Origin of the sequence: uncultured Tateyamaria sp., assembly GCF_947503415.1 — a bacterium.
Classification (GTDB): Bacteria; Pseudomonadota; Alphaproteobacteria; order Rhodobacterales; family Rhodobacteraceae; genus Tateyamaria.
The window spans coordinates 1,296,527-1,310,279 of the sequence record NZ_CANNDS010000001.1 but is presented as its reverse complement, the minus strand read 5'-3'; the positions used below and the strand labels follow the sequence as shown (position 1 = coordinate 1,310,279).

The 13,753-nt window shown below is 60.6% G+C and carries 16 protein-coding genes and 2 riboswitches; of the genes, 10 read left to right on the top strand and 6 right to left on the bottom strand.

Annotated features, from left to right (window positions below):
- Positions 1–7 precede the first annotated feature (7 nt).
- Complete coding sequence (locus Q1A32_RS06345; RefSeq protein ID WP_299650997.1) at positions 8–622, bottom strand: FMN-binding negative transcriptional regulator; 615 nt, start codon at positions 620–622, stop codon at positions 8–10.
- A gap of 61 nt (positions 623–683) precedes the next feature.
- A riboswitch (FMN riboswitch) is annotated at positions 684–839 on the top strand.
- Positions 840–922: 83 nt separating this feature from the next.
- On the opposite strand from Q1A32_RS06345, the gene Q1A32_RS06340 reads away from it, so the two are divergent.
- Positions 923–1,312: a 6,7-dimethyl-8-ribityllumazine synthase gene (locus tag Q1A32_RS06340; RefSeq protein ID WP_299650994.1), complete on the top strand. Its 390-nt coding sequence runs from the start codon at positions 923–925 to the stop codon at positions 1,310–1,312.
- A gap of 39 nt (positions 1,313–1,351) precedes the next feature.
- Here the strand turns inward: Q1A32_RS06340 and Q1A32_RS06335 are convergent, their stop codons facing one another.
- From Q1A32_RS06335 to Q1A32_RS06325, 3 genes are read right to left on the bottom strand one after another with little or no spacing between them, the layout of a single operon-like run.
- Positions 1,352–2,047 (bottom strand): ATP-binding cassette domain-containing protein, encoded by a 696-nt coding sequence (locus tag Q1A32_RS06335; RefSeq protein WP_299650991.1) that lies wholly within the window; start codon positions 2,045–2,047, stop codon positions 1,352–1,354.
- On the bottom strand, positions 2,034–3,581 hold the full coding sequence (locus tag Q1A32_RS06330; RefSeq protein ID WP_299650988.1) for a thiamine/thiamine pyrophosphate ABC transporter permease ThiP: 1,548 nt from the start codon (positions 3,579–3,581) through the stop codon (positions 2,034–2,036). The genes Q1A32_RS06335 and Q1A32_RS06330 overlap by 14 nt, the downstream gene beginning before the upstream one ends.
- Positions 3,557–4,537 (bottom strand): thiamine ABC transporter substrate binding subunit, encoded by a 981-nt coding sequence (locus Q1A32_RS06325; RefSeq protein ID WP_299650985.1) that lies wholly within the window; start codon positions 4,535–4,537, stop codon positions 3,557–3,559. The genes Q1A32_RS06330 and Q1A32_RS06325 overlap by 25 nt, the downstream gene beginning before the upstream one ends.
- Positions 4,538–4,575: 38 nt before the next feature.
- Positions 4,576–4,675: riboswitch (TPP riboswitch) on the bottom strand.
- A 94-nt stretch (positions 4,676–4,769) separates the two neighbouring features.
- On the opposite strand from Q1A32_RS06325, the gene aroC reads away from it, so the two are divergent.
- Entirely contained in the window at positions 4,770–5,870 is a 1,101-nt protein-coding gene (gene aroC, locus Q1A32_RS06320) for a chorismate synthase (RefSeq protein ID WP_299650982.1), read from the top strand.
- On the opposite strand, the gene Q1A32_RS06315 is transcribed toward aroC, so the two are convergent.
- Positions 5,867–6,448 (bottom strand): TetR/AcrR family transcriptional regulator, encoded by a 582-nt coding sequence (locus Q1A32_RS06315; protein ID WP_299650979.1) that lies wholly within the window; start codon positions 6,446–6,448, stop codon positions 5,867–5,869. The genes aroC and Q1A32_RS06315 overlap by 4 nt on opposite strands.
- A gap of 231 nt (positions 6,449–6,679) precedes the next feature.
- Here Q1A32_RS06315 and Q1A32_RS06310 point away from each other — a divergent pair, with 231 nt between their 5' ends.
- Genes Q1A32_RS06310 through Q1A32_RS06300 form a run of 3 tightly spaced genes read left to right on the top strand, consistent with a single transcriptional unit; the run spans position 6,680 to position 9,157 of the window.
- Positions 6,680–7,072, top strand: a complete 393-nt coding sequence (locus Q1A32_RS06310) for a DM13 domain-containing protein (protein WP_299608189.1) — start codon at positions 6,680–6,682, stop codon at positions 7,070–7,072.
- A gap of 42 nt (positions 7,073–7,114) precedes the next feature.
- Positions 7,115–8,050 (top strand): DMT family transporter, encoded by a 936-nt coding sequence (locus tag Q1A32_RS06305; protein ID WP_299650975.1) that lies wholly within the window; start codon positions 7,115–7,117, stop codon positions 8,048–8,050.
- 33 nt (positions 8,051–8,083) lie between these two features.
- Positions 8,084–9,157: an App1 family protein gene (locus tag Q1A32_RS06300; protein ID WP_299650972.1), complete on the top strand. Its 1,074-nt coding sequence runs from the start codon at positions 8,084–8,086 to the stop codon at positions 9,155–9,157.
- A 258-nt stretch (positions 9,158–9,415) separates the two neighbouring features.
- Here the strand turns inward: Q1A32_RS06300 and Q1A32_RS06295 are convergent, their stop codons facing one another.
- Positions 9,416–10,282 carry a branched-chain amino acid aminotransferase gene (locus Q1A32_RS06295; RefSeq protein ID WP_299650969.1) on the bottom strand — a complete coding sequence of 289 codons (867 nt, stop codon included), beginning with the start codon at positions 10,280–10,282 and terminating at the stop codon, positions 9,416–9,418.
- A gap of 150 nt (positions 10,283–10,432) precedes the next feature.
- Here Q1A32_RS06295 and Q1A32_RS06290 point away from each other — a divergent pair, with 150 nt between their 5' ends.
- Genes Q1A32_RS06290 through Q1A32_RS06270 form a run of 5 tightly spaced genes read left to right on the top strand, consistent with a single transcriptional unit; the run spans position 10,433 to position 13,745 of the window.
- On the top strand, positions 10,433–10,945 hold the full coding sequence (locus Q1A32_RS06290) for a MarR family winged helix-turn-helix transcriptional regulator (RefSeq protein WP_299650966.1): 513 nt from the start codon (positions 10,433–10,435) through the stop codon (positions 10,943–10,945).
- Positions 10,942–11,643: a response regulator gene (locus Q1A32_RS06285; RefSeq protein WP_299650963.1), complete on the top strand. Its 702-nt coding sequence runs from the start codon at positions 10,942–10,944 to the stop codon at positions 11,641–11,643. Before Q1A32_RS06290 ends, Q1A32_RS06285 begins: the two co-directional genes overlap by 4 nt.
- Positions 11,644–11,697: 54 nt before the next feature.
- The gene (locus tag Q1A32_RS06280) at positions 11,698–12,636 is read left to right on the top strand and encodes a histone deacetylase family protein (RefSeq protein ID WP_299650960.1); all 939 of its coding nucleotides are present in this window, start codon (positions 11,698–11,700) and stop codon (positions 12,634–12,636) included.
- Complete coding sequence (locus tag Q1A32_RS06275) at positions 12,633–12,875, top strand: exodeoxyribonuclease VII small subunit (protein WP_189367148.1); 243 nt, start codon at positions 12,633–12,635, stop codon at positions 12,873–12,875. Before Q1A32_RS06280 ends, Q1A32_RS06275 begins: the two co-directional genes overlap by 4 nt.
- 3 nt (positions 12,876–12,878) lie before the next feature.
- The gene (locus tag Q1A32_RS06270; RefSeq protein ID WP_299650957.1) at positions 12,879–13,745 is read left to right on the top strand and encodes a polyprenyl synthetase family protein; all 867 of its coding nucleotides are present in this window, start codon (positions 12,879–12,881) and stop codon (positions 13,743–13,745) included.
- The last annotated feature ends 8 nt before the right edge of the window (positions 13,746–13,753 follow it).

Sequence of the window (13,753 nt, the reverse complement as noted above, 5' to 3'; positions counted from 1 at the left end):
GCGCAGCCTAGGCCCCACGCATCAGCGCAGCAAGCAGGCGCACCTCCTGCCCCATGCCATAAGCGTCCACATAGTCCGCTGCGCGCAACCGCACCTCATCCGGCTTGTTCTGGTTCAGCTTCCAGGTGCCATCCACGGCCTCGATCGTCATGCGACACGGCACGATCTGGCGCATCATTTTGTCCAAGACCTCGGGCGTCATCTTGTTCGTCTTCCACGGTGTCTTCGGGACCAGCTGATCCTCGAAATGCTTCGACTGCCGATCCAGCATGTCCCGCATCATATCATGCGGCAGCATCTCCAAGCTGCCGGTGATATGCACCGCCACATAGTTCCACGTGGGCACCTGATCCGGCACCTCGTACCAGTCGGGCGAGATGTACCCATCCGCCCCACTGACCGCGATCTTCGCCTGCATCGGCGCTTTCAAGGCGCGCGCAATCGGGTTCGACCTCACAAGGTGAAGGTCCAACTGCGCGCCCTGTTCATCAATCAGAAAGGGGACATGCGCCATCATCGGCCCGCCTTCCCCGTTCATCGCCAACACGCCAAACGCACGCTCTCGCGCAAAGGCAATGTTCCGGTCTGCGGATTCGGTGTGAAAAATTGAGTTCGGGTGCATGGCGATGGTCCGTGATACGTCGCGTCCCTCTTGCCTCTCCGGCTTCGGCTTGGCAACCTGACGCTGTTCTCAGGGCGGGGTGAAATTCCCCACCGGTGGTATCTGCGCAAGCAGGAGCCCACGAGCGCCAAGAAAATTCGTACGAATTTTCTTGGGTCCAGCAGATCAGGTGAGACGCCTGAGCCGACGGTTACAGTCCGGATGAAAGAGAACGCGCAGTATTGTCCCCATACGTGGGTGCCAGTATCTGTGCGCAATCGCCTTGGGTGTTTAAGTGTCTGAACCTAAAGGAGATTTCGCATGACACACACCCGCTTCGCCTTTGTCAAAGCCCAGTGGCACGCCGCCATTGTCGATCAGGCTTTACAGGGTTTCACGGAAATAATCGCGTCAAATCAAGTGGATGTCTTCGATGTCCCCGGCGCATTCGAAATGCCACTCATGGCGCAAACCCTCGCAGAAACGGGAGGCTACAACGCCATCGCCTGCGCGGCCCTCGTGGTCGACGGCGGCATCTACCGCCACGATTTCGTGGCCTCCGCGGTGGTCGACGGATTGATGCAAGTTGGCCTGAAAACCGGCGTACCCATCCTGTCGGTCTCACTCACGCCCCACCACTTCCAAGAGACGGAGCATCACCTTGGCATCTATGCCGACCACTTCGTGCTCAAGGGACGCGAGGCCGCATAAGCGGCCCTCGGCATCGTGGACGCACGGCAGGGCCTGCGCTCAGCGGCCTAGATAGGCGCGCAACGCCTCAGGCGGGTCGGCCATCACCTCGGCCACCGCACGGGGCGGGTCCACACGGCCCGCCTCGACAAAAATCAGATCATCCGCCGCCCGCTCCGCATCCTTGGGTGCGTGGGTGATCATCAACACCGTCGCCCCTGCATCCCGCGCCACCTGCGACGTCAAATCCAACATCTCGGCCCGCAGCGCAGGCCCCAGCGCAGCAAAGGGTTCGTCCAATAAAAGCAACGGCTTGGCCTGCACCAAAACCCGCGCCAATGCCGCTCGGCTTTGCTGCCCACCCGACACATCCCCAGGTTTGCGATCCGCAAACTCCGCCAATCCAACGCGGTTCAACGCATCCCTCATCTGCGCCATCTCAGCTTCCGTCAACCGCAACGCAGGCCGTATCCCCAGCCCCACATTCTGCGCCAATGTCAGATGCGGAAACAGGTTCCCATCCTGAAACAGCATCGCGATCCCACGCTGATCCGGCGCGGCATCCGTCACGTCCTGCCCATCCACCTCAACCCGACCACCAGCGATTTCAATATAGCCGCCCAGCGCATTCAGCAGCGTGGACTTCCCCGCACCCGACGGTCCGATCACAGCCACACGCCGTCCCTTCGGCACTTCAAAATCAGCCGTCAGAGCGAACGCCCCCTGCTCAATCCGCAGCCCCTCAACCGTCAACATGCCGCCGCCCCCACGCATCGCAAATCCAGAACATTCCAAAGGCCAACGCCACCAGCACCAGGGCCGCTCCGGCAGCCGCCTCGGTCCGGTAACTGCCCATCAGGCGGTACATCTGAAGCGGCAATGTCGCAACGTCAGGGTCCGCGAACAGGGCCACAACGCCCAGGTCCCCCACACTCAGCGCTGCTGTCAGCCCGGCTGCAAAGCCGATCTGGGGACGCAGGCGCGGGATCAAGACAATACGCCAATTCGACACACCGCGCAGACCCAGACCCATGCTCAACCGCCCGTAATCATTGAACACTTGCCGCATCGGCGGCAGCAGAATGCGCACGGCAAAGGGCAGCGCCATCATCGCATTGATCAACGCAGTGACGGGCAAGGCAAAGGCCGTGGGCGACACATAGGGATAGATCAGAATGAACCACCCCGTCCCGATCATCAGGGGCGACGCCACCAGCCCCAGCAGCGTCAGCGCCTCGGCTCCGCCCCACCGCGCCTGCGCCAGCCAAGCCGCCATGGGCAGCGCAAGGGCCAGCAGAACAACGGTGCTCACGCAGGCCACCCAGATCGTTGTCCACGTGGCGCTCAGCACCGACAGGGGCATGTACGACAGGCCCGCAAGGCCCGACAGCGCAATCGACATAAGCGGCAGCAACAGGAACCCGGCAGCAAATGTGATCCAGATCGCGTCCCCCCAGGGTGCCGGCGCATCCCACCGGCGCACCGCGCGGTCCCGTCCATTCTGCAAGGCGATGGGGGGCAGAATCCATAGGGCCAGAACCGCCGCCGCCCCGGCCACCGCCAGTTGCAGCAGGCTCAACACCGCGGCGCGACCCAGATCAAAATCAAAGCGAAACGCCTGATAGATGGCCAACTCGATCGTGGTGGCCCGGGGCCCGCCCCCAAGTGTCAAAGCCACGGCAAAGCTGGTCAGGCAAATGACAAAGATCAGCGCAAAGGCTCCCGGAACCACCTGCCGCAGAATGGGCCATTCGATGACCCGAAACACCATGCGCGGCGACAATCCAAGCTGGCCCACCATGCGAAACTGCTCGGCCGGGACGGATTGCCACCCTTGCAGGATCAGCCGTGTCGCAAGGGGCATGTTGAAGAAAACATGTGCCAGAACAACGCCGTGGGCACCATAGATCGACACCTCTGGCAGGCCCAAAAGGCCAAGGCCCGTGTTCAGCCAACCCTTGCGGCCAAAGATGGCCAGCAGACCAAGCACAGCCACAATGACCGGCAGGATGAAGGGCGCACCCAGCAGCGTCACCAACACCCTGTGGCCGGGCAACCGCCGCCGCGCCAACGCCCGCGCCACCGGCACCGCCAACAGGACAGAGAGCAGCGCGGACAGCAGCGCCTGCCAAACGGTAAAGCGCACCGCCTGCCATTCAGCGATGCGCAAACCGGATGTGGCCTCGACCCGTTGGCCAATGCCGACAAAGGCGGCAATCACCACCGTAACGACGAACGCCGCCGCCACGATGCCGGGCCATGGGTTTATTGGCTGAGCGTGGCGCGCCATGTCTCGATCGCGTCCGCCTGCAGTGCTGCGGCTTCTGTTTCCGAGTAGAACAGCACCTTTTCGGGCAACGGCAGTTCGGTCCACCCTTCGGGCCAGTCGGCCTTGGGCAAGGCGGATGGCAGCGACCAGTTGGCCGTTGGGATGATGGTCTGGAAGTCGCGCGACATCACAAACTCAAGGAACTGATCCGCCAGCTCCGGTTGGTCCGTGCCTGCAATCTTGCCCACAGTTTCGACCATGAAATAGTGCCCTTCGGGGAAGATGGCCGCCTTTTTGGTAAAATCTTCTTCGGCGAACATGTGGTAGGCGGGCGAGGTGGTGTAGCTGAGCACCATGTCGGCTTCGCCATCGGTAAAGAGGCCGTAAGACGCCGACCAATCCTTGGTCACGGTCAGGATATTGTCGGACAATGCGTCCCACACCTCTGCCGACCGGTCGCCATAGACGGCCTGTACCCACAGCACCAAAGCAAGACCCGAGATTGACGTGCGCGGGTCCTGAATGACGATCTTTATGTCATCGGGCAGGGCGAGCAGATCATCGAATGACGCAGGCGGCGCGTCCATTGTAGTTTCGTCATAAATGAAAGCCGTGTGCCCATAGTTGAACGGCAGAAAGGTGTCGTCGGTCCATTTGATGGGCAGCGTCAACGCGCTGTTGTCTTGCCCATGCGGCGCGAACAACCCGGTGGCACGCGCCTTGGCCGTCACGTCCGAGGTCAGTCCAATCACCACATCCGCCTTGGTGCGTTCCCGTTCCAGCAATAAACGGGGCACCAGATCACCGGTGGACCACTCCAGATCGCATTCGCAGATCTTTTCAAACTCGGTCTCAAGGACGGGGCCCGGACCCCATTCGGACGTAAAATAATCCCCTGCATAGACCGTGAGTACAGGTGTATCGGCCAGCGCCGTTGTCGCGCCAAGCATGGCAGCCAAAGTCAAAGCGTATTTCATCGCATCCTCCAAATGCAGAGGCGGCGGGATAAGGGTCTTGGGATGATCCAAACCTTCCCTCCGCCGGTGTTAACCGGTTCAGGTTCAACGGGTTCGCATCATGCATCTCAGCTGTTTCCAGCACCCCGAGGTATGGCAATAGCTAGGGCGCGCACCGCCCGGTCGCAAGCGTAAAACGCCTTGAGCCGAAAAGACCGCACCGCTAGACGGGGCACGCAACAGGAGCGCGCACATGTCGATCAACAGCTTTGGCCATCTTTTCCGCGTGACCACATGGGGCGAAAGCCACGGGCCTGCCTTGGGCGCAACGGTCGATGGATGCCCTCCGGGGGTCGAGGTGGACGAGGCGATGATCCAGCAGTGGCTGGACAAACGCAAACCCGGTCAGAACAAGTACACGACCCAGCGGCGCGAGGCGGACGAGGTGAAAATCCTGTCTGGCGTGTTCGAGGGGCAGACGACTGGCACACCGGTGCAGTTGATGATCGAGAACACGGACCAGCGGTCGAAGGATTACGGCGACATTGCCGGGAAATTCCGCCCCGGCCATGCCGACATCACCTATTGGCAGAAATACGGCATTCGAGACTATCGCGGCGGTGGTCGGTCCTCGGCCCGAGAAACGGCGGCGCGTGTTGCGGCGGGTGGCTTGGCCCGTGCGGCGCTGGCCAAGCTGGTGCCGGGGATCGAGATCAAGGGCTACATGACCCGCATGGGCACGCACGAGATTGACCGGGATAATTTTGACAGGGACCAGATCGACCAGAACCCGTTCTGGGTGCCGGATGCACAGGCGGCAGGAACTTGGGCCGACTACCTTGATGGCCTGCGCAAATCCGGGTCGTCGGTTGGCGCGGTGATCGAAGTGGTCGCGCGCAACGTGCCCGCAGGTCTCGGCGCGCCAGTTTACGGCAAGTTAGACACTGATCTTGCTGCCGGTATGATGTCCATTAACGCCGTCAAAGGTGTCGAGATCGGCGAAGGCATGTCCGCCGCCATGCTGACGGGCGAGTTGAACGCGGACGAGATCACGATGGGCCCGGACGGCCCCGAGTATTCGTCCAACCATGCGGGTGGAATCCTTGGCGGTATCTCGACCGGACAGGACATCGTTGTGCGCTTCGCGGTCAAGCCAACCTCGTCCATCTTGCAAACGCGCAAGACGATCACCAAGACGGGCGAAGAGGCCGAGATTGTCACCAAAGGCCGCCATGATCCCTGCGTCGGCATCCGTGCCGTTCCGGTGGGCGAAGCGATGATGGCCTGCGTGATCCTCGACCATCTGCTGCTGGACCGAGGTCAGACAGGCGGCGTGCGCGGCCCGATCGGCTAAGCCAGCATCACACCAACAGACCGCACGATATTCTTAAGCGTGTCGTGATCAATCCGCGCGCGCGCCATCGTGCGCAGGCCGACATATTGCGCAATCAGCATATCAGCCAAGGCGGCGCGTTCTGCCGGGCTGAGCGTCGCATGCCGAGGCGACGCGCCCAGCGCCTCATAGATGCCATCGCGCAAAACGCCCAAGCCTGCCGACACGGCATGCGCAATTTCATCATCATACGTGCTTGGACCCGCGGCAGCTGTACACAGAAGACATCCGCGCGAATCCCCATCGATCACACGCTGATATGACCCTTGGAACATCGCCATCACGCGTTCTGCGCCATTTGGCACCGACGGGTCGGTCAACATGGCAACTCCGGCCTTGACCGCCTGCCCCTCATACCGCTCCAACACCTTCAAGAAGAGCGTCTTCTTGTCCGTGAACGCCTTGTAGAGGCTGCCACGGGTCAGCCCCATGCCCTCCAACAGGTCGGGCAGGGACGCGCCTTCATAGCCATGCGCCCAAAAGACATGCATCGCCTTTTCCAGCGCGTCGTCCGTGTCGAAAGATCTTGGCCGTGCCATTTTGCCTCCCCTGATGTCTACTTCTCAATATAGCGTTGGGAACCAAATAGTCCAGAACTCACGCGCATGTGATTTGGAACTGATCGGTTTCTAATGTTAGTAATGCGTCTACAAATCAGGCAACCATTCGCGGTTTGCTGAAATATTAATCGGAATGAAAATGCGATCATAGCCGTTGAATGTGAGCTCAGGCTTACACTTCGCTGAATGCACATCGAAAGGAACTCTACCGTGCTGAACTTCATCAAAACCCTTGCGCTGACACTTGCAATTGCTGTTGGCTTCGCCGCTGGGACAGCCTCGGCCGAAACCGTATCCTCCGGTACATTCACCGGCGCATCCGATCACATTACAACCGGCGGTGTCGACGTGATCAAGAACGCTGACGGCAGCCACACCATCGTTCTGGGCGACGATTTCAGCCTTGATGGCGCGCCTGACCCTCGCGTTGGCTTGGGCAAAGACGGCCACTTCAATGGCAACACCGACTCGGGCAAGTTGGGCAACCTGACAGGCAGCCAATCCTTCGTCATCCCCGCTGGCATCGACGTGTCAGAGTTTAACGAAGTCTACATCTGGTGTGAAAAGTTCAGCGTCCCCCTCGGCATCGCCAAACTGAACTGATCGCTTGCCAAACCTCTCCCGGCCCTACATGGATCGGGAGAGATGAAAGCCCCCACCACTCAAAACAAACCCGGCACCGCCATCGCTCTGAAGCTGATGGCGGTGTTTCTGTTCATGGTGATGGCGGCGATGATCAAGGTGGCGACGCAGAACGTGCCGTCGGGTCAGGCGGTGTTCTTTCGCTCCTTCTTTGCCATGCCGATCATCATCGCATGGATCTGGCGGGCCGGAGAGATGCGCGAGGCGCTCACGCCCAAGAACCTCAAAGGCCATATCTGGCGCGGCCTGTTTGGTACCGCCGCCATGGCGCTGACATTCGCGGGCCTCGGCCTGCTGCCGCTGCCCGAGGTCACGGCCATCGGTTACGCCACACCGATGTTTACGGTCATCCTTGCGGCCATCATGCTGGGCGAACGCGTTCGCCTGTTTCGGATCAGCGCGGTCGCCTTGGGCCTTGTCGGGGTGATGATCGTGATCTGGCCGCGTCTGTCGCTTGAGGCCATCGGAACCGCAGGCACCATTGGCGCGCTGTTCGTGTTAGGTGCATCCATCCTGCGAGCATTCGTCCAAATCCACATCCGCACCTTGGTCAAAACCGAACACACAGCGGCGATCGTCTTCTACTTCTCGCTGACGGCCACAACTCTCAGCCTGCTGAGCCTGCCCTTCGGGTGGATAGTTCCCACATGGACGGACCTGATACTTTTGATCGGCGCGGGATTGATCGGCGGGGCCGCTCAAATCCTGGTTACAGCCAGTTACCGCTTTGGTGCGGCATCTATGCTGGCACCCTTCGACTACACATCGCTGATCTTCGCAGCGCTCATCGGCTACCTGATTTTCGCCGAGCTGCCGACAACGGAAACGGTGATTGGCGCGTCATTGGTGGTACTGGGCGGCGTGCTGATCATCTGGCGCGAACGGCAATTGGGTGGCGGGCGCAGCAGGGCGCGGGCGGTGACAGACCCGAAGGGATAAGGAACCTTTCATCCACCGCTTCGTTATCCGGCTATGCCCCTCAAAAGCACACTCGCCCGCATCCTGCACCCTGTCGAAAAGATGGTCGACCGGATCAAGCACCGCCCAAACAAAACGCCGCTGATCGAGCCGTATCTGGGCTATGCGACGCCTGAAACGATCGTGTTGCGCGGTCGCATCCTCAGCCGGCAGCGACGCGGCGCGCCCAAACCGGATCAAGGCAAGTGGGCAAATTTCAAACAGATGCTGGCGCTGTTTGCCACGGACGAGGTGGCGAATGTGACCATTTCCACTGGCGATACGACCGCCATCAGCGATGAAGAAGGGTATTTCACCCTTGTGATCCCGCGCCCTGAAAAGCAATCAGGCTGGATTAGTGTCAACGTTCACCTGCCAGACAGCCCGCAGGAGACCGCAACGCTTGAGGCGCTGGTGCCAGCGCCAGACGCCACTTTTGGCATCATCTCTGACATTGACGACACGATGCTGGAAACCGGCGCCTACTCTTTGGCGCGAAACCTGTGGACATCCTTGACCGGCAACGCACTGACCCGCCGCGTCTTTCCCGACAGCATTGCCCTGATCGACGCTCTGCACGCGGGCCGGAACCCGGTGTATTATGTCAGTTCATCACCATGGAACCTGTTCCACTTCCTCCAAACGATCTTTACACGCAGCGGGCTGCACAAAGGGCCGATGTTCCTGCGTGACCTTGGACTTTCGGAAACACAATTCATTTCAGGCACACACGGCGATCACAAAGGGTCGGCCATTGATCAGATCCTGACCGCGCATCCCGACCTGCCTTTTGTCCTGATCGGGGACACCGGCCAGCACGACGCGCATGTGTATCTGACGGCGGCCCGCGCACATCCAACACAGGTCAAACGGGTCATCCTGCGCGAACCCGGCCCCGGACCGGACGACGACAGCAAACACGCGATCAAGGAATTGCAGGCACTTGGCGTGCGTGTCGACACCGGGCAAACGTTCTCTGACCTGCCTGAATTGTATAGTCAGCGTAGCGGAACATGGCAGGCCGAAGCTGATACAATCAGACCCTCCGCCCCAAAACACAGTGTTTCTGCGGCCAGCACATCCCGATGATTGCGATACGTCAAAACCATCATCCCATGCCCGTGGAACACATTGACAACCACAAAGGACAGGTCGGGTTGGGCAGCCAACGCTTTCGCCCAGTAAGCGCGCAATGCGGGCTTTCCGTGCAACGTGCCATGCCCGACAAGGCGCATCGCCTTTTATGAACGGAACACCACATCCTCGGCATAATGGGCCAGGATGCGGTTCAGATCATGTGCGTTCCACGCCGCCTCCCACTCGATGGCAAAGGCGTCGTAGTCCACGTTACTCGCGCACCAGCTTCTCATACCCTTCCGCGATCTCGCGGGTGATGCCGCCCACCTCAAAGTTGTAGTCTGCGATCTGCCCCACTGGTGTCACCTCAGCGGCGGTGCCGGTCAGCCAGCACTGCTCGAACCCTTCAAGCTCTTCCGGCATGATCACCCGCTCGTGCACTTTGATCTGGCGGTCCTTCAGCATTCCGACAACAGTCTGGCGCGTCAGGCCGTTCAGGAACACGTCGGCCTTGGGCGTATGCACCTCGCCGTCCTTCACAAAGAAGATGTTGGCGCCTGTGCACTCTGCCACGTAGCCGCGGTAATCCATGAAGAGGGCATCGGAACAACCCTTGGCCTCTGCCGCGTGTTTGGACGTAGTGCAGATCATATAGAGACCCGCCGCCTTGGCATGGACGGGCGCCGTCTCGGGCGACGGACGCTTCCACTTGGCGATGTCGATCTTCGCGCCCTTGTACTTGGCGTCGCCATAATAGCTGCCCCACTCCCACGCCGCGATGGCCAGGTGGACGGGGTTCTTGGCAGACGCGACACCCATATCCTCGCCCGCGCCACGCCACGCTACAGCGCGCACATAGGCATCTGTCAGTCCGTTCACGCTCAGCACTTCCTGCTTAGCGGCCTCAATCTCGTCCACTGTGTAGGGGATCTGGAAATCGAGCTCGCTTGCGGAAAAATGCAGGCGTTCCGAATGTTTGCGGCTCAGGAAAATCTTGCCGTTATAGGCGCGCTCACCTTCGAACACGGACGACGCGTAATGCATGGCATGGGTCAGAATGTGGACGTTCGCCTGACGCCAGTCGACCATTTGGCCGTCCATCCAGATTTTTCCGTCGCGATCATCATAGCCAGCCATGGCACCCTCCGAATTTACATTTATTGCGCAGATAAGTCCGATACGGTTACAAAGTTGCGCAAAACCTGCGATTCGATATCGCTTCAGTGTTGGAATGTCAACAAGACTGACTTAAACTGCCACAAAAGACGACGCTTTATGGGGGCGGGTATGGACGACGGACGGGCAACCACCACCAGAGGTGGAGAAAACCTGCTTTTCCTGACGGACGAACAGTTGCGGCAAGGTATCGAGGCGATGTTCTTTGCCTATCGCGGGTTTACCGCTGACCCGGATCGCATCCTGTCCGACATGGCATACGGGCGCGCCCATCACCGGGCGATCCACTTCATTAACCGTGCGCCGGGCACCACGGTCAACAACCTGCTCAACATCCTTGGTGTCACGAAACAGTCGCTCAACCGGGTATTGCGCACGTTGATAGAAGACGGGCTGGTCGAAAGCCGGATAGGCAAATCCGACAAAAGGGAACGGCATCTGTTCCTGACAGAAGATGGGCACGCGCTTGAGGGACGGTTGTCAGACGCACAACGGGCCCGTATGCGCGCGGCCTTTCGCGACGCGGGACCAGAGGCAGTGGCGGGCTTTCGCACCGTGCTAGAGGCAATGATGGACACGGAAATGCATCGGACCTATCAAAGACTTAAGGAGAGCGGTGCATGAGTGACTTCGATACCCATCTGTTGATCGTCGATGACGACGAACGCATTCGCAGCCTGCTGCAAAAGTTCCTGATGCGGAACGGGTTCCTCGTGACCTCTGCCCGCGATGCGGCTCATGCGCGTCGGGTTCTGTCGGGGCTCGATTTCGACATGATCGTGCTGGACGTTATGATGCCAGGCGAAGACGGGCTGAGCCTGTGCCGGTCCTTGCGTGAAACCCACGCCACGCCGATCCTGCTGCTCACCGCTAGGGGCGAGACTGGCAACCGGATCGAAGGGTTGGAGGCAGGCGCTGACGACTACCTGCCCAAACCGTTTGAGCCCAAGGAACTGCTGCTGCGCATCAACGCCATCCTGCGCCGTGTGCCCGACGTGGCCCCGGAAGAGGCTGCTCCCAAAATCCTCACCCTCGGCCCCATCCGATACGACATGGAACGGGGCGAGATGTGGCAGGGCGAAGACCTCGTGCGGCTCACGGCCACCGAGATGCAGTTGATGAAGATATTCTCCGGCAAACCCGGCGAAGCCATCAGCCGCGCCAAACTGGTCGAAGACTTGGGCCGTGACCGTGGCCAAGCGCAGGAACGGGCTGTGGACGTGCAGATCACGCGACTGCGGCGCAAGATCGAAAGCAACCCGAAGCAGCCCCGCTACCTGCAAACGGTGCGCGGCGCGGGATATATGCTCGCTCCGGATTGACCGTAAGGCGGATTTAAATTCGGCTTACCCGATAGCCCAACAGGACGCACACCAATGGCAACAGCCCTCCTGACCCATGCCGATGGTCTTTTGCACGTCACACCCCCCGGCATGCCCGAGCAAGTCGCGCGGCTTGACCATATCCAGCGCGCGCTTGCCGACCTCGACCTTGTCCGTGTCGATCCACCCCTTGCCGATGATGCGTCCATCGCGCTGTGCCATCCGCAGAACTACATCGACAGCGTCCGAGCCAAGATGCCAACCGACGGCTTCGCGGGCCTCGACAGGGAAACCGACGCCGAGACCTTCCTGTCCCCCACCTCCGAAAACGCCATCTGGCGCGCAGCCGGTGGTGCCGTCAAAGCGGTGGACATGGTGCTGGACGACGAGGTGACGAACGCCTTCGTCGCCATGCGCCCGCCGGGACACCACGCAGAACAGTCTCTACCCATGGGCTTTTGCATCTTTGGCAATGTCGCCATCGCAGCCAAGCACGCGCTTGAGGTGCACGGGCTGGAGCGTGTCGCAGTGGTCGATTTCGATGTCCACCATGGCAATGGCACCCAGGCGCTGCTTCAGGACGACCCGCGCGCGCTGGTCATCACCTCACAACAAATGCCGCTGTGGCCCGGCACCGGGCAGGCCTCGGACCGTGGGCCACATGGGACCGTCCTCAACATCCCGCTTGCGCCCCATACCGACGGTGCCCACGCGATTCAGGAATACGAACGTCAGGTCATACCGGCCCTGATCAAACACAAACCGGACCTCATCCTCATCTCTGCCGGGTTCGATGCGCATCAGGACGATCCGCTTGCCCAACTCAACTGGACGGCAGACACCTACACGCGCCTCACCGATATGCTGACGGAAACTGCACGAGAGCTGTGCAAGGGCCGGGTGGTGTCGGTGCTGGAAGGGGGCTATAATCTGGACGCGCTGGCCGCTTGCGCCCGCGCCCATGTCCAATCGCTGATGAAGGCCTCCACATGACTGACCGCCCCGTAGACGAAATGAGCTTCGAAGAAGCGATGGCCGAGCTGGAACAGGTGCTGGGCCAGTTGGAGCGGGGCGACGTGGCGCTGGACGATTCCATCAAGCTTTACGAACGTGGTGCCGCGCTTAAAGCGCGCTGCGAGAAGAAACTGAAAGAAGCTGAGGAGAAGGTTGCCGCCATCACCCTCGATGGCGATGGCAACCCCACTGGCCTGAAACCGGCAGGCGACCTGTAACCCATGTTCCGCGACCGGCTGAACGACACGGCTGCCGCCATTCAGGCGCAGTTTGATACGGTGTTGGGCACATTTGATGCCGTCCCGGTTGTGCGCGCCATGGCCCACGCAACAAACGGGGGCAAACGGCTGCGCGGTTTTTTGGTTCTGGAAAGCGCGCGGTTGCATGGAATAGACCCTAACAAGGCAATTTGGCCTGCCACCGGGATCGAAGCGCTTCACGCCTACTCCCTTGTCCACGACGATCTGCCCTGCATGGACGACGACGATCTACGTCGCGGCGAACCCACGGTGCATGTCAAATGGGACGAAGCCACAGCGGTGTTGGCAGGCGACGCCCTGCAAACACTCGCCTTTGAACTCGCAACACACCCGAGCGCCGGCAATGGCGACGTGTGTGCAGACCTTGCGCAATCACTCGCCAAAGCCTCCGGTGCCCAAGGCATGGTGCTGGGTCAAGCGCTCGACATCGCCGCCGAAACCGCCGACGCGCCCCTCACCCTTGACCAGATCACCGCCCTTCAACGCGGTAAGACCGGGGCACTGATCGAATGGTCCGCCACTGCGGGTGCGCGCATGGCCCAAGCCGATCTGGGACCGCTTCAAACCTATGCCCGCGCACTTGGCCTTGCCTTCCAGATCGCGGACGATGTGTTGGATATAACCAGTGACGCAGCCACCATGGGCAAAGCCACCGGCAAGGACGCTGATGCGGGCAAAGCAACCTTTGTTTCGCTTCTGGGACTGGACGAGGCGAAACGCCGCGCTGACCAACTCGTGACCGAAGCCTGCGACGCCTTACATGTATACCACGCGGACGGCGACGTGTTGCGGGACGCCGCCCGCTTTGTCGTGACCCGCAAGAGTTAGAGACTGAT